This is a genomic window from Streptomyces sp. DSM 40750, from assembly GCF_024612035.1.
Lineage (GTDB): Bacteria > Actinomycetota > Actinomycetes > Streptomycetales > Streptomycetaceae > Streptomyces.
The window spans coordinates 169,843-188,907 of sequence record NZ_CP102513.1; the positions used below are offsets into that span (position 1 = coordinate 169,843).

The 19,065-nt window shown below is 71.0% G+C and carries 17 protein-coding genes and 1 pseudogene; 15 read left to right on the forward strand and 3 right to left on the reverse strand.

Features of this window, described 5'->3' with window-relative positions; all coding sequences use genetic code 11:
• Position 1 precedes the first annotated feature (1 nt).
• From narH to JIX55_RS00885, 12 genes and pseudogenes are all read left to right on the forward strand, one after another.
• On the forward strand, positions 2 to 1,546 hold the full coding sequence (gene narH / locus JIX55_RS00830; RefSeq protein WP_257561278.1) for a nitrate reductase subunit beta: 1,545 nt from the start codon (positions 2 to 4) through the stop codon (positions 1,544 to 1,546).
• Entirely contained in the window at positions 1,543 to 2,340 is a 798-nt protein-coding gene (gene narJ, locus JIX55_RS00835) for a nitrate reductase molybdenum cofactor assembly chaperone (RefSeq protein WP_257561279.1), read from the forward strand. Before narH ends, narJ begins: the two co-directional genes overlap by 4 nt.
• Entirely contained in the window at positions 2,337 to 3,113 is a 777-nt protein-coding gene (narI, locus tag JIX55_RS00840) for a respiratory nitrate reductase subunit gamma (protein ID WP_257561280.1), read from the forward strand. The genes narJ and narI overlap by 4 nt, the downstream gene beginning before the upstream one ends.
• A gap of 5 nt (positions 3,114 to 3,118) precedes the next feature.
• Positions 3,119 to 3,754 (forward strand): vitamin K epoxide reductase family protein, encoded by a 636-nt coding sequence (locus tag JIX55_RS00845; protein WP_257561281.1) that lies wholly within the window; start codon positions 3,119 to 3,121, stop codon positions 3,752 to 3,754.
• Positions 3,755 to 3,883: 129 nt separating this feature from the next.
• Positions 3,884 to 4,518 (forward strand): annotated as a pseudogene (locus JIX55_RS00850) (lipid II:glycine glycyltransferase FemX); the annotation flags it as partial.
• 135 nt (positions 4,519 to 4,653) lie between these two features.
• Complete coding sequence (locus JIX55_RS00855; protein WP_257561282.1) at positions 4,654 to 5,013, forward strand: zinc ribbon domain-containing protein YjdM; 360 nt, start codon at positions 4,654 to 4,656, stop codon at positions 5,011 to 5,013.
• 221 nt (positions 5,014 to 5,234) lie between these two features.
• A complete protein-coding gene (locus tag JIX55_RS00860) occupies positions 5,235 to 5,576 on the forward strand; it encodes an ArsR/SmtB family transcription factor (RefSeq protein ID WP_257561283.1) in 342 nt (113 codons plus the stop codon).
• Positions 5,573 to 7,306, forward strand: a complete 1,734-nt coding sequence (locus tag JIX55_RS00865) for a SulP family inorganic anion transporter (protein ID WP_257561284.1) — start codon at positions 5,573 to 5,575, stop codon at positions 7,304 to 7,306. Before JIX55_RS00860 ends, JIX55_RS00865 begins: the two co-directional genes overlap by 4 nt.
• A complete protein-coding gene (locus tag JIX55_RS00870) occupies positions 7,303 to 7,710 on the forward strand; it encodes a pyridoxamine 5'-phosphate oxidase family protein (RefSeq protein ID WP_257561285.1) in 408 nt (135 codons plus the stop codon). The genes JIX55_RS00865 and JIX55_RS00870 overlap by 4 nt, the downstream gene beginning before the upstream one ends.
• A complete protein-coding gene (locus JIX55_RS00875; protein WP_257561286.1) occupies positions 7,710 to 8,132 on the forward strand; it encodes an ATP-binding protein in 423 nt (140 codons plus the stop codon). The genes JIX55_RS00870 and JIX55_RS00875 overlap by 1 nt, the downstream gene beginning before the upstream one ends.
• 35 nt (positions 8,133 to 8,167) lie before the next feature.
• Positions 8,168 to 8,581 (forward strand): anti-sigma factor antagonist, encoded by a 414-nt coding sequence (locus tag JIX55_RS00880; RefSeq protein WP_257561287.1) that lies wholly within the window; start codon positions 8,168 to 8,170, stop codon positions 8,579 to 8,581.
• A gap of 606 nt (positions 8,582 to 9,187) precedes the next feature.
• Positions 9,188 to 9,769: an Rv1733c family protein gene (locus JIX55_RS00885; protein WP_257561288.1), complete on the forward strand. Its 582-nt coding sequence runs from the start codon at positions 9,188 to 9,190 to the stop codon at positions 9,767 to 9,769.
• A 376-nt stretch (positions 9,770 to 10,145) separates the two neighbouring features.
• Here the strand turns inward: JIX55_RS00885 and JIX55_RS00890 are convergent, their stop codons facing one another.
• From JIX55_RS00890 to JIX55_RS00900, 3 genes are all read right to left on the reverse strand, one after another.
• Positions 10,146 to 11,174: an Acg family FMN-binding oxidoreductase gene (locus JIX55_RS00890; RefSeq protein WP_257561289.1), complete on the reverse strand. Its 1,029-nt coding sequence runs from the start codon at positions 11,172 to 11,174 to the stop codon at positions 10,146 to 10,148.
• Positions 11,175 to 11,984: 810 nt separating this feature from the next.
• Positions 11,985 to 13,013, reverse strand: a complete 1,029-nt coding sequence (gene gap, locus JIX55_RS00895; RefSeq protein WP_257561290.1) for a type I glyceraldehyde-3-phosphate dehydrogenase — start codon at positions 13,011 to 13,013, stop codon at positions 11,985 to 11,987.
• 143 nt (positions 13,014 to 13,156) lie between these two features.
• A complete protein-coding gene (locus JIX55_RS00900; protein ID WP_257561291.1) occupies positions 13,157 to 13,849 on the reverse strand; it encodes a response regulator in 693 nt (230 codons plus the stop codon).
• Positions 13,850 to 14,201: 352 nt separating this feature from the next.
• On the opposite strand from JIX55_RS00900, the gene JIX55_RS00905 reads away from it, so the two are divergent.
• From JIX55_RS00905 to ppdK, 3 genes are all read left to right on the forward strand, one after another.
• On the forward strand, positions 14,202 to 15,074 hold the full coding sequence (locus JIX55_RS00905) for a universal stress protein (RefSeq protein ID WP_257561292.1): 873 nt from the start codon (positions 14,202 to 14,204) through the stop codon (positions 15,072 to 15,074).
• A gap of 127 nt (positions 15,075 to 15,201) precedes the next feature.
• A complete protein-coding gene (gene adhP, locus JIX55_RS00910) occupies positions 15,202 to 16,212 on the forward strand; it encodes an alcohol dehydrogenase AdhP (RefSeq protein ID WP_257561293.1) in 1,011 nt (336 codons plus the stop codon).
• Positions 16,213 to 16,323: 111 nt separating this feature from the next.
• Complete coding sequence (ppdK, locus tag JIX55_RS00915; RefSeq protein ID WP_257569174.1) at positions 16,324 to 19,017, forward strand: pyruvate, phosphate dikinase; 2,694 nt, start codon at positions 16,324 to 16,326, stop codon at positions 19,015 to 19,017.
• The last annotated feature ends 48 nt before the right edge of the window (positions 19,018 to 19,065 follow it).

The following is a 19,065-nucleotide window of genomic DNA, read 5'->3' on the forward strand; positions in this document are numbered from 1 at the left end:
CATGCGCGTCATGGCACAGATCGCGATGGTGATGAACCTCGACAAGTGCATCGGCTGCCACACCTGCTCGGTCACCTGCAAGCAGACATGGACCAACCGCACCGGCGTCGAGTACGCCTGGTTCAACAACGTCGAGACCAAGCCCGGCGTCGGCTACCCCCGCCGCTACGAGGACCAGGCACACTGGAAGGGTGGCTGGATGCTCGACAAGCGCGGACGCCTCGTCCTGCGCTCCGGCGGCCGGATCAAGCGGCTCCTGTCCCTCTTCTCCAACCCCGACCTGCCGTCCATCGAGGACTACTACGAGCCGGTCACCTACGACTACGACAACCTCGTCAACGCCCCGGCCGGCAAGGACATGCCCGTGGCCCGCCCGCGCTCCGTCCTCACCGGCAAACCGACGTCCATCACCTGGGGCGCCAACTGGGAGGACGGCCTCGGCGGCGCGCCCGAGAACGCCGGCGGTGACCCCAACCTGACCGGGGAATGGGCGGAGAAGGTCAAGTTCGAGTTCGAGCAGACCTTCCTCTTCCACCTCCCGCGCCTGTGCGAGCACTGCCTCAACCCGGCCTGTGTCTCCGCCTGCCCGTCCGGCGCGATGTACAAGCGGGTCGAGGACGGCATCGTCCTGGTCGACCAGGAACGCTGCCGCGGCTGGCGGATGTGCGTGACGGCCTGCCCGTACAAGAAGGTGTACGTCAACCACGCCACCGGCAAGGCCGAGAAGTGCACGTTCTGCTTCCCGCGCATCGAGGCCGGCCAGCCCACCGTCTGCTCGGAGACCTGCGTCGGACGCCTGCGCTACCTCGGGCTGCTGCTGTACGACGCCGACCGCGTCGGCGAGGCCGCGGCCACCCCGGACGAGAAGGACCTGCTCGACGCCCAGCGCGGCGTCTTCCTCGACCCGCACGACCCCGCCGTGATCACGGCGGCCCGGGAGGCCGGCATCCCGGAGGACTGGCTGGACGCGGCCCGCCGCTCCCCGGTCTACGACCTCGTGATGAGGTACAAGGTGGCGCTGCCGCTGCACCCGGAGTACCGGACGATGCCGATGGTCTGGTATGTACCCCCGCTCAGCCCCGTCCTGGACGCCGTCGACGCCGCGGGCGGAAACCAGGACGACCCCGACCACGTCTTCGCCGCCGTCACCCGGCTGCGCATCCCGCTGGAGTACCTGGCGGAGCTGTTCACCGCCGGGGACGCCGATGTGGTCGCCGGGGTGCTGATGAAGCTCACCGCCCTGCGCTCGTACATGCGTGAACGCACCCTCGGGGAGGACGGCGACGAGGCAGCGCTGAAGGCCGTCGGCCTCACCCCGAGCGAGGCGGAGGACCTGCACCGGCTTCTCGCCATCGCCAAATACCAGGACCGCTACGTCGTCCCCGCCGCCCACAAGGAGGATGCCGCCGCGCTCAGCGCGATGGAGAACCGCTGCCCGGTCGAATCGTCCGACGACCCGGCGGACGCCGGTGGCCGACGAGTGATGCTCGGCATCCCCACCCTGCGCCGCCGTGCGCCCGAAGCCCCCGCCGGAGACCGTCCGTGAGCCCGCTGCCCACCACCATTCCCGCTCTCATCCGCACCCGCGTCCGCGCCGCTGTACGCCGCCCGGCCCGCCTCACACCCGAGGAGGCCGAGTCACGCACCCTGCTGCTGCGGCTGTGCTCACTGCTCCTGCAGTACCCGGACGCCGAACTCGCCGCCTGCCGAGCCGTGTTGACCGCGTCCATCGAGACGCTGCCGCCCTCACCCGCCGCCGAGCACCTGGCCGACTTCACCACATGGTTCGCCGACCAGGAGCCGGAGGCACTGGAGCGCCACTACGTCGAGATGTTCGACCTGCGCCGCAAGAGCAGCCTCTACCTCACCTACTACCTGCACGGCGACACCCGCCGCCGGGGCATGGCCCTGCTCACTTTGAACCAGCGGTACAAGGCCGCGGGCTGGGACATCGACGGGGGTGAACTGCCCGACCACCTGCCGGTCGTCCTGGAGTTCGCCGCCCTGGCGGGCCCGGGTGGCGGCGAGGCCCCGCTGCGCCAGCACCGCCGCGGGCTGGAACTCATCCACCACGCCCTGGCCGACGCCGACTCCCCCTACCGGCACGTCCTGGCCGCGCTGCTCACCCTGCTGCCGCCGCCCACCGAGGCGGACCGCGCGGCGGTGGCCCAGCTCGTCGCCGAGGGCCCGCCGAACGAGGAGGTCGGCCTCGACCCCTACGGAACGTACGGGGAAGGGGAGTTCGCCCCTCCGAGCACCTTCGTGCCGCCGATGGCCGCTCCGCCGACCCGGGTACCGGCCACCAACCCGACCACCAGCCGTATGGAAGGCACCCGATGAACGCCGCATCCCTCTCCCCGTCGGCCGCCGCGGCGGCGAGCGGCACCGACCTCCTGCTGTGGGTCGCCGTCCCGTACATCTGCCTCGCGGTGTTCGTGGTCGGACACAGTTGGCGCTACCGCCAGGACCAGTTCGGATGGACCACGCACACCAGCCAGCTCCTCGAACACCGCTGGCTGCGCTGGGGCAGCCCGCTGTTCCACCTCGGCGCCTTCATGGTGATCGCCGGCCATGTCGTGGGACTCGCCATTCCCGACTCGTGGACCGAGGCCGTCGGCATCAGCGAGCACGCGTACCACACCACGGCCGTCTGGGCGGGCTCGGTGGCGGGCATCGCCATGGTCGCGGGCCTCGGCATGCTGTGCACCCGCCGGCTCCTGACGCGCAGGATCCGGCTCACCACCGACCGCAGCGACAAACTCCTCTTCCCCCTGCTGTCCGCCACCGTCGTGCTCGGCATCACCGCCACCGCCGCCCACAACGTCTTCGGCGCCAGCTATGACTACCGCTCCACCGTCTCCGTCTGGTTCCGCGGCCTGTTCGTCCTCCAGCCGCAGCCGGAGGCGATCACCGGAGCCCCGCTACTGTTCCAGCTGCACGCCCTGACCGCCTTCCTGCTCTTCGCGGCCTGGCCGTTCACCCGGCTGGTGCACGTGTGGAGCGCCCCGATCGGCTACCTCGCCCGGCCCTACCTCGTCTACCGCAGGCGAGCCACACCGACCGCGGCCCCGACGCACACGCGCCGGACCCGGTCGGCCTCCGGCTCCCGGTGAGCCCCATGAGCCCCGGACCCGCGCTCGCACGGGCCGCCACAACCACCCGGCGCCCGCACACAGTGGGCGCGGGCCGCCGCACGGGATGGGTGATGGTCCTCACCGGTACCGTCGGCTGGCTCGCGTCCTTCCAGCTCACCGTGGACGACTGGCGGCTCCTCCGCGACCCCTCCTACCAACCGCCGTGCAACATCAGCCCCGTCGTGAGCTGCGGCAGCGTCATGTCCAGCCCGCAGGGCAGCGTGTTCGGCTTCCCCAACATGCTGCTCGGCCTGGGCGCCTTCGCCGCCGTGACCGCCCTGGGCGTCGCCGTGCTCACCGGCGCGCGCCTGCACCGGAAGGTGTGGATCGCGCTGGACGCCGGCGCACTGGTGACGGTGGCGTTCGTCCACTGGCTGATCGGACAGTCGCTCTACGAGCTCAACAAGCTCTGCCCCTACTGCGCCGTCGTCTGGGTCGTGACCATCGCCCTGTTCTGGTACGTCAGCCTGCACTGCCTGGAACGCGGAATCATCCCCATGCCCAGCGGGGTGCTGGCGATCGTGCGGGACACGCACTGGATGCTCCTCGGCGCCTGGTACGGCGTGATCGCACTCCTCGTCCTCACCCGCTTCTGGGCGTACTGGAGCAGCCTGCTGTAGCCGACGCCGCACTCCGCTCAAGCCGCTCGCAGGTCACACGGACGAGAGAACGACGATCAATCCTGGACGACGTTCTGAAGGAATGGACAGCCGCTCTCAAGGACGACCTGGGCATCGAACTCGGGACAGGGGCCGCCCGTGGTAGCCCGCTGCCGGAGTGCCGAGACGGTCAAGGCTGCGATCGCCGCCCCGCAGGCCCGGCGGCTGCGCTACGTTTTCCAAGTACCCTTCGCCGGACGGTCGTTGGAGGACCTTCCGCAGGGCATCAACCAGCGATGGCGCCCCAACATCAAGAAAGCGGACAAGGCCGACGTCAAGGTCGTCCAGGGCGACTACGAGGACCTGCCCGCCTTCTACGACATCCATGTGGAGACCGCTGAACGGGGCCGGTTCATTCCCCGCCCGCCGGCCTGCTTCCAACGGATGCGGACCGCACTAAAGGGTCCTTGGATCCCGACCGCATGCGCCTCTGCCTCGCCCAGCACTAGGGCGAGATGCTCGCGGCGGCCACGATGCTGACGGTCGGCGAGCACCTCTGACACTCCTACGGCGCTTTCACCAGCCGCAAGCGCGAGGTCCAGCCGAACAACGCGATCCAGTGGCGGATGATGACCGACACCCTGGAGGCTGGCAACCACCTGCTGGGGCTGTTGCGGTTCAAGGCGGCACCGGCGGCGAGGCCGTCGAATACCTCGGCGACTGGGACTTCCCGCTCAACAGGGTTCTGCACAAAGGCCCTCGATCCCTACATGTCCCGACGCTGAGCCTGCGGCTGGCGGCCGATCGTGATCGGGGGGAACGGCCCTGGAGGCGCCATCCGGCGGTTCCCTCTTCGAAGGGAACACCGGTGGCCCTTCTCGTCCGTCGGGACAGACGTTCGGGCCGGATACGCTGGCGCGATGCTCGAGAATCCTCCTCCCTGTCCGAAGTGCTCCTGTGAGTACACCTACGAGATGAACGCCCTCGTCGTGTGCCCGGAATGCGGCCACGAATGGGTTCCCGCGGAGAGCGGTGCGGAAGCCGGGGATGCCGCCGGGGAGCGGGTCGTCAAGGACTCCGTCGGCAATGTGCTCCAGGACGGCGACACGGTGGTCGTCGTGAAGGCGCTCAAGGTCAAGGGCAGCCCATCGGGGATCAAGGCCGGCACCAAGGTGCGCGGCATCCGGCTGGTCGACGGGGTCGACGGCCACGACATCGACTGCAAGATCGACGGTTTCGGGGCGATGCAGCTCAAGTCCGGCGTGGTCAAGAAAGCCTGAGCCGCGACTGGTGAGGGGCGACCGGCCCCCTCACCGACCGACGGCCGCCCCGCAGCCCGGCCCGCCGTCACGCCCATAGAACATCACTCAGGCCGCAGCGGGATGCCGAATTGCAAAATTTCGCAATTGGTTAGATGATATGTTGGCTGTACTCGCAGGTAGTCGCGGGCACAGCCTTCGCGGCCTCCGTGGTGGGGCGCTGTCTGGGAAGTCGAGGGATTGTGTCCGTTCCGCTGTACCAGGCCAAGGCCGAGTTCTTCCGGATGCTGGGGCATCCCGTTCGGATACGCGTGCTCGAGCTGCTGCAGGACGGGCCGATGCCCGTACGGGAGCTGCTGGCCGCGATCGAGGTGGAGCCCTCCAGCCTGTCTCAGCAGCTGGCGGTGCTGCGACGGTCGGGCATCGTCACCTCCCAGCGCGAGGGCTCGACGGTGGTGTACGCGCTCGCGAGCGGGGACGTCGCCGACCTGATGGGGGCGGCGCGTCGGATCCTGACAGAGATGCTGGCCGGGCGGAACGAGCTGCTGGCCGAGCTGCGGGATACCGAGGCCGCCGCGCGATGAGGATCTCCTTCGGCCGGGTCGGGGCTCGGCTCACCGCGCTGCTGCCCGACCGTAGTGATCTCGCGGAGATGCGCCGGGATCCGCGCCGGGACCTGCTGGCCGGCCTCACCGTGGCGATTGTCGCGCTGCCGCTCGCGCTCGGCTTCGGCGTCTCCTCCGGGCTCGGCGCGGAGGCGGGGCTGGCGACCGCGGTGGTCGCCGGTGCGCTCGCCGCACTGTTCGGCGGGTCGAACCTTCAGGTGTCCGGGCCGACCGGTGCGATGACGGTGGTGTTGGTGCCGATCGTCGCCGAGTACGGGCCGGGCGGGGTGCTGACCGTCGGGCTGATGGCCGGCGTCATGCTCGTGGCGCTGGCGGTGCTGCGGGCCGGCAAGTACATGCAGTACGTGCCCGCGCCGGTCGTGGAGGGCTTCACTCTCGGTATCGCCTGTGTCATCGCACTGCAGCAGATCCCGAACGCCCTGGGCGTGCCCACGCCCGAGGGCGACCGGGTCCTCGTGGTGGCCTGGAACGCGCTGGCGGAGTTCGCGAAGGACCCGAACTGGACCACCGTCGCCTTCGCGCTGGCGGTAGCCGCCGTGATGCTGGTCGGCGCCCGCCGGCGGCCCACGATCCCCTTCTCCATCCTCGCGGTGATCGCGGCCACCCTCGTGGCCCAGGTGGCCGGCCTGGACGCGGTCAAGCCGATCGGTGACCTGCCGTCCGGTCTGCCCGCGCCCTCGCTGTCCTTCCTCGATCCGGGCGCGCTCGGCTCGCTGCTCGCCCCCGCGGTCGCGGTGGCAGCGCTGGCAGCCCTGGAGTCACTGTTGTCCGCCTCGGTCGCCGACGGCATGACGGTCGGCCAGAAACACGATCCGGACCGGGAGCTGTTCGGCCAGGGACTGGCCAACATCGCGGCCCCGCTGTTCGGCGGCGTTCCCGCGACCGGCGCGATCGCGCGAACCGCGGTCAACGTCCGTACCGGCGCGAGTTCCCGGCTGGCCTCCCTCATCCACGCCGTGGTCCTCGCCGTGATCGTCTTCGCGGCCGCGCCCCTCGTCTCCAAGATCCCGCTCGCGGCACTGGCCGGCGTGCTGCTGGCCACCGCGATCCGCATGATCGAGGTCGGCTCGCTGAGAGCGATGGCGAAGGCCACCCGTGCCGATGCGCTGATCCTCGTCCTCACCGCCGTCGCGACGCTCGCCCTCGACCTGGTGTACGCCGTGATCATCGGCCTCGTCGCCGCGGGCGCCCTCGCCCTGCACGCGGTCGCCGAACAGGCCCGCCTCGAAGAGGTCCCCCTCGACCGCGGTGACCACAGCGCCGAGGAGCACGCGCTGCTGGCCGAGCACATCGTGGCGTACCGGATCGACGGGCCGCTGTTCTTCGCCGCCGCCCACCGCTTCCTGCTGGAACTGGCCGAGGTCGCCGACGTACGCGTGATCATCCTGCGTATGTCCCGCGTGACGACCATCGACGCCACCGGCGCCCTCGTCCTGAAGGACGTGGTGGAGAAGCTGAACCGGCGCGGCATCGTCGTCATGACCTCCGGGATACGCCCCGGTCAGCGCCAGGTCCTGGACTCCGTCGGCGCGCTGGAGCTCCTGCGCCTGGAGGGACGCGAGTACGCCACCACACCCGAGGCGATCCAGGGCGCCCGCACCTACCTGGAGCACACCGGCGTCATGCGGTCGCTGCCCGCCCAGACGTCCCGGCCCGTCAGCGCGGAAGCGGAGAAAACCGTCGGATGAGCACTCCACCCACACCCCTGCCCATGGTCGAGGTCCCAGGGGCCGAGGCCCCGCGGCTGCTGGAGGGACGCGCACCCGGGCGTCCGGCGTACACGCGACGGGACCTGACCGTCATCCGGCCCGGCCGGATGACCTGGACGTACGGCCGTCTGGTGGTGCGCACGCCGGCCCCGGCCGTCGCGGTGCCCACCACGGCGACGTACCACGTGGACGAGGTCCGCGCGGCGACGGGCATCGGCTGGACCGTCAGCGTCGCCGGGTCGGTCGACGTGATCACCGATCCCGACGATACGGCCCACTACCAGCGCACCCTGTCCGGCTGGAGCCACGGTCCGCACGACACCCTGCTGCGCCTGCATCCCGAGACCGTGACCGGATTTCGCCTCGCCCGCGCGGAAACGTGATGAGCACCCAGCTCGAAGCCCTTCCCCACCGGCACGTGCTGACCCTGCCGACCACGCCGTCTGCGGTCCGAACGGCTCGGGAGACCGCCGAGCAGGCCCTGGCGGAGTGGGGCATAAACCCGTGCCACCCCGCCATCGGACCGGCCCTGCTGATCCTGAGCGAACTGGTCACCAACAGCGTCCGGCACGCCGCCGTCCTCTCCCCGCAGCTGACCGTCATCTACGCGGCAGGCGTGGACTGTCTGGCCTTCGCCGTGCACGACCGCCACCCCTACCAGCCGCCGTTGTACGGCGCGGTCACCGATACCGGTGGCGGCCTGGCCACCGTCATGGAGCTCACCCTCGGTCTGGGCGGCACCGCGGTCGTCCGGGGCGACGCCGACCGCAAGGGCAAGAGCATCTGGATCACCCTCCCCCTCTGAGCCGACAGGCCGACCGAGCAAGGAAGTCGACGACGATGACCATCGAGTGGCGCTACACCGTCGAGCGGGACTTCGGCATCCTGTCCGTCTCCGGGTACCTGGGCCCGGACGCCGTCCACCGCTTTATCGGTGCCATCGGCTGGGTGGTGGGACGTGGGAGTGGTCCGGTCATCGTCGACTTGACCGGACTGCACAGCTGGTCGACCGAGGGACAGTTGGCGATCATCGAGGCCGCGCGCCGTCTCGCCGCAGCGGGCCGCAGTCTGGAACTGGCCGCGATTGCCGCGGATGACTCCCTCGTGCCCGACGGGGACTGCCCGTCCATCCCCGTGCACAGCGGCCTGGCCAGCGCGCTCGCCGCACACAGCGCACGGGACGGCGAGCCGCCGCAGGGCCGTCACGAGTGGCGGACGACGGGCTGGCCGAGCGGAGACGACGCAGGCGCGTGACCCCCATCGGGTTCAGTGGGGTGCGAAGGCGGCGTCAGGATCTCGTACGGGGACGGCGGTGGTAGATGTCCTCCTCCTTGGCCATGGCTATGTCCTCGACGAAGCCCGTCTCGGCCGGGGGGCGCCGGCGGCGACCGCGCGAACCCGGTCGACGGTGCCCGCGTAGCCGCCTTCGCGACGGCAGCCTCAGGGGACAGGGGTCGCGCGCTCTGGTGGTGCAGGTCGGAGATGAGGGCACCGGCGCCGGGCAGGTCCTCCAGCGCGGGGCGCAGGTCGGGCGTGACGGCGTGGCGGGCGACGGCGGCACCGACCTGTTCCATCCAGAGAGGCGATGGCCGCGGTCAACGGCTCGGCCCCCAGGAAGCCCGCCAACAGCGCGACGGCCTCACCCAGTTGAGGAGCATCCATGCCATCGACCGCTTCGTCTGTCATGAACGGCATTGTGCCCGGCGGCGCTCCGGCAGCCGACCGGGCCCAGCCGGCCTTTCACAACGGTGCCGATCGGCCCTCACAAGACGACCCCGTTGGTCTCTGCCTCCACCGATCGCCGATCCGTCACCGTAGCGGTGTGATGTTCAGGTCCGTCGCGCTCGGAGGGATGCACGCATGCTGAAACACGGTGGCAGGGTGATGCTCTGGCGTTGGCGGCGCAACCCGCTCAAACGGCGCTCCGACGTCGCCGAAGCCTGGATCGGCGGCGCAGCGGCGACGCTACTGCTCCTCATGGTCCCTGCAGTGGGCGTGGTGATGGCCGGCGTCGGCGAACGCTCCGCTCGCGACCAGGCGCAGGGCCTGCACCGCACGGCGGCGCGCCTCGTCGAGGACGCCCCCGCGACGCCGTCACGGTTCTCCGGGCTGGCAGACGACCACGTGCGGACGACTGTGCGGTGGACGACCCCCGACGGCTCTCCCAAGACCGGCGAGGCCCCGGTGGCAGCGGGCAGCAAGGCCGGATCCTCCACCACAGTGTGGCTCGACGACACCGACCGCCTTCGCCCCGCACCGCCCACCCCCGCCGAGGCCAGGTCACAGGGAGCCGCCCTCGGCGCGGCCGCCGGAGCGGGTGTAGGCGTGCTGGTTGTGGGCGGCTGGTGGGTCGCCCGGGTACGGCTGGATGTGCGTCGCATGGCCTGGTGGGAATGTGCCTGGGCCGAGTTCAACGCCAACCGGGGACACCGGCACGCGTAAGACGCCTCCAACAGCGGGGCCGAACACGCCAGGGCGATCCCACCAACCAGCAGCGGAGAGCGTTCGAGGCACCGCGGGGGTGGCGGTGAGACAGAGCAGCCCCGCCACGCTCACCATCGTTCTCCAGTGACGACATGCCGAACACCCCCACGAGGCACTCCCGGCCGCGCGCCGTCACAGGCAGTCTCGGACCAGAGAGGACCGGGGCGGCGTTGGGCGCGTCACTTCAACCTCCAACGCCCAATCCACGCCTGGATCGAATCCGAGATGGTCACCGGAGGCGAGCTCAAGGGAGCGGGCGGCGGCACGCAGTGAGCGGGGCCGCCCGCCTTCCGACTGCCTCGTCGGCAGGGCGTATGCCGCCGGGGCGGCACAGTCAGTCGGATGGAACGGCACGCGCATCGGAAGCCGCCGGCTCGGGTCCGAGAGCGGGACGAGGTGTGGCGTGCGCGGCCGCGCGTGGTGTGCGGCCGCCCTCGGGGCCGTACCCGAACCGGATCAGCAGCTGTGGGGAACACGGTTGCCTCGATCCGCCCATCGCCGCCCGCAGATCCAGCCACTCCATCGCCTGGTGCAGCATGGAGGTGCGTACCCCGTGCACCGTCGCCGTGAGCAGTACGCGCTGCAGGGCCTGGCCGGCCCGCAGCCAGTCCTCGCGCTGGTCCCACGAGGTCCACAACAGCGCTACCTGGGCGTGGCGTTCGAAGTGCAGGGCGGGCAGGTACGGCACGGGCAGCCGGCCGGTGAAATCCCGCATCGGTATCCGCCCGGACGCATCCCGGGCGCCCAGGGCGGTCACGGGGATGCCGTAGGGGGTGTCCCTTCCGGGGGCGGTGAGCCGGGTGCGTGCCTCGGCCGTGCGAGCCGAATGGGATGCGTTGCGGGCCTCGGCCGCCTGGGTCAACTGCAGCAGACGCCGGGTTCCCATGATGTCGGGAACGTCCAGGCGCGCGCCCTCGGCCCGGGCGGCGGTGATCATCTGTGACACGACCGGTTCCGGCACCGGGCGGCCGGTGAAGGGCATCCGGCTGGTGTGACGCCGCTCGATTGCTTCGTACAGGCCGCCCAGGGTCGAGGGCCCGTTCGCGGCGGGCCGGGCGAGTTGCACGCGGGCTAGCAGGTCGGGATCGTCCGCGGCGGGCAGCAGACCGACGATCGGTTCCCAGCCCAGGTGTGCCGCGGCCACGCGGAGGTTGAAGACGGCCGCGCCCACCGACAGGTGCTGGGCACGCAGGTCGGGATCGGTCATCGGCAGTGGCCGTCCGCGGTCGGCCCAGACCTCGACCGACCGGCTGTCCGGGTCCAGGCCGAACCGCCAGGGCTGCGTATTGTGGATCGACGGTGCTGCCACGGCTGCGGCCAGCAGGGACCGAACGGCTGTGGCGTCGACTTCCCGGGTCTGCATGACGGCTCTCCTCTGCAAAGCTCTCCCCCGTACCGCCAACCCTGCGCCACGGTCCCCGGCTCGGGAGAGGGTTGACCGGCCCTTCCGGGCCCTGCCATACGGCCTTGAAATACGAGCCGGACGCGCCGTGCGGTCCCCTGAAGGGCATGCCCGTCAGCCCCTCAGCCGGTCCGTGTCAGGGCCCTGGTATTGACACCCGTGTCGGGGAGCACCGCCAGGAACCCGCAGACAGAGCCCCCACAACGAGCTGCGGTGAGTTCCGCGCGGTCTTGGCCGGACCGCGAGGCCACGACCGTCGCTCCGGCCTGCCTCGTCCGGCCCGGCCTGCCTGCTCATCAGGGCCGTACGCCGCTACGGGGCGGACCGATCGGCCCTGCTGCCGCGACGGCATGTTGTTGTAGCCGGTGGCCCGCTGGGCGATCATCCGCGTGCTGCCTGGGCCAGCGCGCAGCACCTACGCGTGCAGGGTGTCGTTGACGCTGCTGAGCACCACCTCAAGGCCGGCTGCGGCTGGTGCGCGGCACGCCCCCGGTGTGGCGCGCAGATCACGCGCCTGGACCACGTCATCACCGTGGCGGACGACCTGCCCGGTGCCGCGGCGGACCGTTCAACGGGACGGCCCCTGCGACGTAAGCAGCCCCCGCATGGCTCCTTGTCCTTGTCCCAAGCCCCGGAGGTTGTCCGGGAACTTCCGGAGAGCCGGCAGGCACCGGCGCACCAGTGCAGGCGCGCACGGTGCACAAGGTTCCCGAGCGGGTCCTGTGCCCGGGCCGACGGCCACCTGCCGCTCTGGGTCCCGGGCCCGGTCGGTCAGTTCCGTGGGAGCGTTTTGGCGACGTACTCGGTGAGGTCGAGCAGCCGGTTGGTGTAGCCCCACTCGTTGTCGTACCAGCCGAAGACCTTGACCAGATCGCCGTGCGCCTGCGTCAGCGGGGCGTCCAGGACGCACGAGGCGGGATCGCCGACCACGTCGCGGGAGACGATCGGGGCGTCCGAGACCCGCAGGATTCCCTTCAGCGGCCCGTCGGCAGCCTCCCGGAACGCGGCGTTGACCTCGTCCGCGGTCACGGGCCGCTCCAGAACCACGCTCAGGTCGGTCAGCGAGCCGTCCTCGACCGGCACGCGGACGGCGATGCCGTCCAGGGTCCCGGTCAGCTCCGGCAGGACCAGGCCGACGGCGCGGGCAGCGCCGGTGGAAGTGGGGATGATGTTGACGGCGGCGCTGCGACCGCGGCGCAGGTCCTTGTGCGGGCCGTCGAGGACCACCTGGTCGTTGGTGTAGCCGTGGATGGTGGTCATCAGGCCCTTGACCAGGCCGAAGTGCTCGTCGAGCACCTTCACCATGGGCGCCACGCAGTTGGTGGTGCACGAGGCGTTGGAGACCACGTGGTCGCTCTCCGGGACGTACGCGCCCTCGTTGACACCCATCACGATCGTGGCGTCAACTCCCTTGCCCGGTACGGAGAGCAGTACCTTCCGGGCGCCCCCCTTCAGGTGCAGACCGGCCTGCTCACGGGTGCGGAAGCGGCCGGTCGACTCGATGACCACGTCCACACCGAGGTGCCCCCAGTCCAGCTCGGCCGGGTCACGCTCGGCGGTCACGGCGATGCGGTGACCGTCGACAGTGATCGAGGTGTCGTCGTGTTCTACGGTGCGGCCGAGGCGGCCGTACGTCGAGTCGTACGCCAGCAGATGGGCGAGCGCGTCCGGCGAGGTGAGGTCGTTGACCGCCACGACCTCGACCGGCTCGCCGGTACCGCTCTCCGCGCGCTCCAGCACGCAGCGCAGATAGTTGCGTCCGATGCGACCGAAGCCGTTGATGCCCACGCGCACGGTCATGTCCGTCGTCCTCCCGATCAGTGCTGCCCGGCGTTGTCCGGGTGTGCTGCCAGCCTGGTGGCCGGGGAGGGGGTTCGGCTTGGGCCGCTCGGGGGCCGGGTGAGGGACGTTCGGCCCTGCGGCTGCCGACTGCGCGCGAAGCCTCAGCGCCCTTCGTGGCGGAGCCGGTCCTGGGCCTGCGTGGCGATGACCGCGGCCTGGATGCGCCGCTCCACGCCGAGTTTGGCGAGCAGGCGGGAGATGTGGTTCTTGACCGTCTTCTCCGCGAGGTAGAGGCGCTGGCCGATCTGGCGGTTGGTGAGCCCTTCGCCGATGAGCGCCAGGATCTCCCGCTCCCGGTCGGTCAGGCCCGGCAGGGCGTCGGGCTCGGGCTCCGGTTCCTGGCCCTGGCGCAGGCGGGCCATCAGCTTGGCGGTGGCGCTGGGGTCGAGCAGGGACTGCCCGCGGGCCACGGTGCGCACGGCCGACACCAGATCCGAGCCCTGGATCTGCTTCAGTACGTACCCGGACGCTCCGGCCATGATCGAGTCCAGCAGGGCCTCCTCGTCGTCGAAGGAGGTGAGCATCAGGCAGGCCAGCTCCGGCATCTGCGAGCGCAGCTCGCGGCAGACGGTCACTCCGTCGCCGTCGGGCAGGCGCACATCGAGCACGGCCACCTGCGGGCGCAGCGCGGGGACACGCACCAGGGCCTGCTCCACGTTCGCGGCCTCGCCGATCACGGTGATGTCCGGTTCGTCGTTCAGCAGGTCGTGCACCCCGCGGCGTACCACCTCGTGGTCGTCCAGCAGGAAGACCCGGATCGGGTTGTCGGGTCCGGGTCGCTCGCTGTCCGCCATCGACGGCTCCTGTCCTGTGTCGTCGTTCTCTGGCACGGAACCGCCAGATGGGCGGGACCGGTCCTTCCCTGTCACAGATCCTGCGCGATTGCGGGCCGAGCGGCCAGGGCCGACCGGCCCTTTTCGCTCTGCTGTTCCCGCATTCCCCGCGTACCGGTGTTGATCGCCTACCCGGCGCCGATCGGTGCCGAACGCCGAGGAGAACCGGGCGGGCCTTCACCGTTGGGGACCATGCCGTTCGAGTCGGGACCATCGGCCCCTGGAACCGCGGCCGCCCTCTCGTAAGGCTCGGGGAAAAGGGCCGGCGCCATCGTCCGCGGCCCGCTGGTCCCGTATCCGGAGGTCTCTTCCCATGATTCGCCCCATCACCGTCGGCCTGGACGGCTCCCCCGAAAGCCTGGCCGCAGCCGACTGGGCAGCCCGCGAGGCACAGCGCCGGGATCTGCCGCTGCATCTGGTGCATGCCTGGATCTGGCAGCCGCACGACGTGCCCGTCGCACAGGATCTGGACACGCAGAAGCACTGGGCCCAGCGGGTTCTGCGGGAGGCCGAGGAGGAGCTGCACGGGCGGCATCCGGAGCTGACGGTCAGCACCGAGCAGATATCCGAGACCGCGGCCGAGGTGCTGCTGGGCCAGGCGGAGGAGGCCGAGATGCTGGTGCTGGGCTCCAGCGGTCACGGCGCCATTGCAGGGTTCCTGCTCGGCTCCGTCGGGCAGCAGGTGCTGGCCCGGGTGAACAGCCCGGTGGCCATGGTGCGGGCGAACGCCCGCTCGGCCGCCAAACACGACGGCGGCGAGATCGTGGTCGGGCTCGACGACCCGGGCGACCCGGCCGCGCCGCTGCTGGAATTCGCCTTCGACGCGGCCGCCGCTCGCAGGACCGCGCTGCGCGCCGTGCACGCGCCGAGCCTGCCGCCGCTGTACGGACATGGCCCGGTTGTGGGACAGCTGGCCGGCCAGGAAGGCGGCATCACGGGTCAGGCGGAGAAGGCACTGTCCGACGCTCTCAAGCCGTGGCAGGAGAAGTACCCGCAAGTCCCGGTCGCCCACACGGTCGATCTCGCCCGCCCCGCCGGAGTCGTACTGCAGGCCGCCGCGCAGGCCGGACTCGTAGTGGTCGGCCGCAGGGTGCACCGGCCCGCGCTCGGTATGCGCATCGGGCCGGTCGCTCATGCCGTCCTGCACCACGCCGCCGCCCCGGTCGCCGTCGTCCCGCACGACTGAGGGCCGGTTTCCGCACGGCTTGAGGGCCGAGCGGCCCCACAGGCGAGGACCTCCAGGACCTGCCCACCGCGTCGGGGCCCGTTCGACCCTGGAACCACACCGAACAGACAGACCTGAGGAGCATCAAATGAAGGCAGCAGTCGTCCGGTCATTCGGGCAGCCGCTGGTGATCGAGGAGCGCCCGGATCCGGAGCCCGGACCCGGCCAGGTCCGCATCCGCCTGGAGGCGTCCGGGCTGTGCCACACCGACATCCACGCGGCGCACGGCGACTGGCCGGTCAAGCCGACCCCGCCGTTCATCCCGGGCCACGAGGGCGTCGGCATCGTCGAGGCGCTCGGCGACGGCGTGACCCACCTGGAGGTCGGGCAGCGGGTGGCCGTGCCCTGGCTGGGCTGGGCCTGCGGACGGTGCGAGCACTGCCTGTCCGGCTGGGAGACGCTGTGCGAGCAGCAGCAGAACACCGGCTACAGCGTGGACGGCGGGTACGCCGAGAAGATGCTCGCCCCGGCCGACTTCGCCGCTGTGGTCCCCGACGGCATCGACCCGCGCGACGCCGCCCCGCTGACCTGCGCCGGCGTCACGACATACAAGGCTCTGAAGGTCGCCGGAGTGCGTCCGGCCCAGCTGGTGGCGATCTCCGGGGTCGGCGGTCTTGGCCACCTCGCCGTGCAGTACGCGAAGATCGCCGGGGCGACCGTCGCCGCGATCGACGTCACCGACGAGAAGCTCGAACTCGCCCGAGAGCTGGGAGCGGACATCCTCATCGACGCCCGCAAGGAGGATCCGGCCGAGGTGCTCAAGCAGCACGGGGGCGCCCATGCCGCGATCGCGCTGGCTGTCAACGAGCAGGCGTTCGCCTCCGTGTACGGCGGCTTGCGGCGCGGCGGCAAGCTGGTCATGGTCGCTCTGCCCGCCGGCGGCACCATCAGCGTGCCGATCTTCGACACGGTCCTCAACGGCACCTCCGTGATCGGTTCCATCGTGGGTACCCGTCAGGACCTGGACGAGGTGTTCCGGCTGCACGCCGCCGGACGCACCAAGGTGATCTATGAGACCCGTCCGCTGGAGACCGTCAACGACTCCATCGCCGAGGTTCTGAACGGTCAGATCAAGGCACGCATCGTTTTCGAGATGTGAGCCGCCCGAACCTGTCCGCCGCGCGTCGTGCGCCGACCTGCCACGAGCCCGGCGGACACGACCGGGCTCCACAACCTCCCCCGGGACAGCAGGATGAAAGGGCACACCGTCATGGTCCGTTACGTGTACGACTTCGCCGCGGGCGGCCGTGACATGGCCGACCTGCTCGGCGGCAAGGGCGCCAACCTCGCCGAGATGACCCGGATGGGCCTGCCGGTGCCGCCCGGGTTCACCGTCACCACCGAAGCCTGCCGCGCTTTCCTGGCCACCAGCGCCGAGCCGGACGGCCTGGCCCGCGAGATCTCCGATCACCTGACGGCACTGGAGGAGGCCGCTGGTCGGCGGCTGGGGCAGCCGGACGACCCGCTGCTGCTGTCCGTCCGCTCCGGGGCCCGCTTCTCCATGCCCGGCATGATGGAGACGATCCTGGACATCGGCCTCAACGACGAATCCGTGCTCGGGCTGGCGAAGTCCTCCGGGAACGAACGCTTCGCCTGGGACTCCTACCGGCGCCTGGTGCAGATGTTCGGCAGCACGGTCATGGGCGTCGACAGTGCGCTGTTCGAAGACGCGCTGGTCCGCCTCAAGGAGGCCCGGGGCGCGGTGGACGATCTGGGCCTGGACGCGGCCGATCTGGCCGGGCTCGTCGAGGTCTACAAGGAGCTGATCCGTCAGGAGACGGGCGAGTACTTCCCGCAGTCCCCTGCCGAGCAGCTGCGCCGGGCGGTCCTGGCCGTCTTCGAGTCCTGGAACGGTGAACGCGCCCGTCTCTACCGCCGCCGCGAGCACATCCCCGACGACCTGGGCACCGCGGTCAACGTCCAGACCATGGTCTTCGGCAACCTCGGGCCCGACTCCGGCAGCGGCGTCGCCTTCACCCGCGACCCGGCCACCGGCGCCCCCGGCACGTACGGCGACTACCTGTCCAACGCGCAGGGCGAGGACGTCGTCGCCGGCATCCGCAACACCGTGCCGCTGGACGAACTGGGCCGACTGAACCCGGCAGCTTTTGCCCAACTACGCGACCACATGCGGACGTTGGAGACCCACTACCGGGACCTGTGCGACATCGAGTTCACCATCGAGCGCGGCCGACTGTGGTTGCTGCAGACCCGGGTCGGCAAGCGCACCGCCGAAGCCGCGTTCGCCATCGCCGCCGAACTGGCCGACGAGGGGCTCATCACCCCGGACGAGGGCCTGGCGCGCGTCAGCGGGGACCGGCTCGCCCGGCTCATGTTCCCCCGCTTCGACACCTCGGGCGTCACCGAGGCTCTCGCTCACGGCATCCCGGCCTCACCGGGCGCCGCCGTCGGTGCCGCGGTGTTCGACTCCGCCGAAGCGGTCCGCCGTGCCGCCGCCGGTGAGAAGGTCGTCCTGGTACGGCAGGAGACCACCCCCGACGACCTGCCCGGCATGATCGCCGCCCAGGCGGTGCTGACCAGCCGCGGCGGCAAGACCAGCCACGCCGCCGTGGTCGCCCGCGGCATGGGCAAGGTCTGCGTGTGCGGGGCCGAGGAGATCACCGTGGATGCGCAGGGGCGCCGCTTCACCGTGGGCGACACCACCGTCGAGGAGGGCACGGTCATCTCCGTCGACGGGTCCGAAGGTGCCGTCTACCCCGGTGCGGCGCCGCTGGTCGACTCCGCGGTGATGCGGTACTTCGAGACCGGCGGGCAGGGTGAGCGGTCGGCCGGGCTGGTCGGCGCTGTGGACGGTGCCATGCAACAGGCCGACGGTGTACGGCGGTTGGGCGTGCGGGCTAACGCCGACACCCCCGAGGATGCCGCCCGGGCCCGCCGGTTCGGAGCCGAGGGCATCGGGCTGTGCCGCACCGAGCACATGTTCCTCGGCGACCGGCGGCAGCTGGTCGAGGCCATGATCCTGGCCCGCACCGACGCCGAACGCGAGCGGGCGCTGGACGCGCTGCTGCCGCTCCAGCGGCAGGACTTCATCGGCATCCTGGAGGCGATGGACGGCCTGCCGGTCACCATCCGCCTCCTCGACCCGCCCCTGCACGAGTTCCTGCCCGACCGCACCGAACTCGCGGTACGCCTCGCCGCGGCCGAGGCCCACGGCAACCCGCCCAGCGCGCACGACTCCGAACTGCTCGACGCCGTGAACCGCATGCACGAGGAGAACCCGATGCTCGGCCTGCGCGGCGTACGCCTGGGCCTGGTGGCACCGGGCCTGGTCGCCATGCAGGTACGGGCCATCGCCGAGGCGGTCGTGGCACGCAAGCGCGCGGGCGGCGACCCCCGGGCGGAGATCATGGTGCCGCTGATCGACACCGTCGAGGAACTGCGCCTCGTGCGCGAGGAAGTCCAGCAGGTCCTGGCCCAGGTCTCCAAGGAGTCCGGCGTCCTCGTCGAGTGCCCGGTCGGCACGATGATCGAGCTGCCCAGGGCCGCCCTCACCGCCGGCCGGATCGCCGAGGAAGCGCAGTTCTTCTCCTTCGGCACCAACGACCTGACCCAGACCACCTGGGGCTTCTCCCGCGACGACGTTGAGGCGGCCTTCTTCTCCGCCTACCTCGACAAGGGCATCTTCAAGGTGTCCCCGTTCGAGACGATCGACCGCGAGGGCGTCGGCCGCCTGGTCGAGATCGCGGTCGCCGAAGGCCGCGCCGCACGCCCCGGACTGAAGATCGGCGTCTGCGGCGAGCACGGAGGAGACCCGGATTCCGTGCACTTCTTCCACGGTGTGGGACTCGACTACGTCTCCTGCTCGCCGTTCCGAGTCCCGGTCGCCCGCCTGGAGGCCGGACGGGCCGCGCTTCCCGAGACCGAGACCAGCGACAGCCGGTGACACACCCCCGCAGGGCCGGAGGTGAAAGCCCCGGCTTCGGCCCTGCGA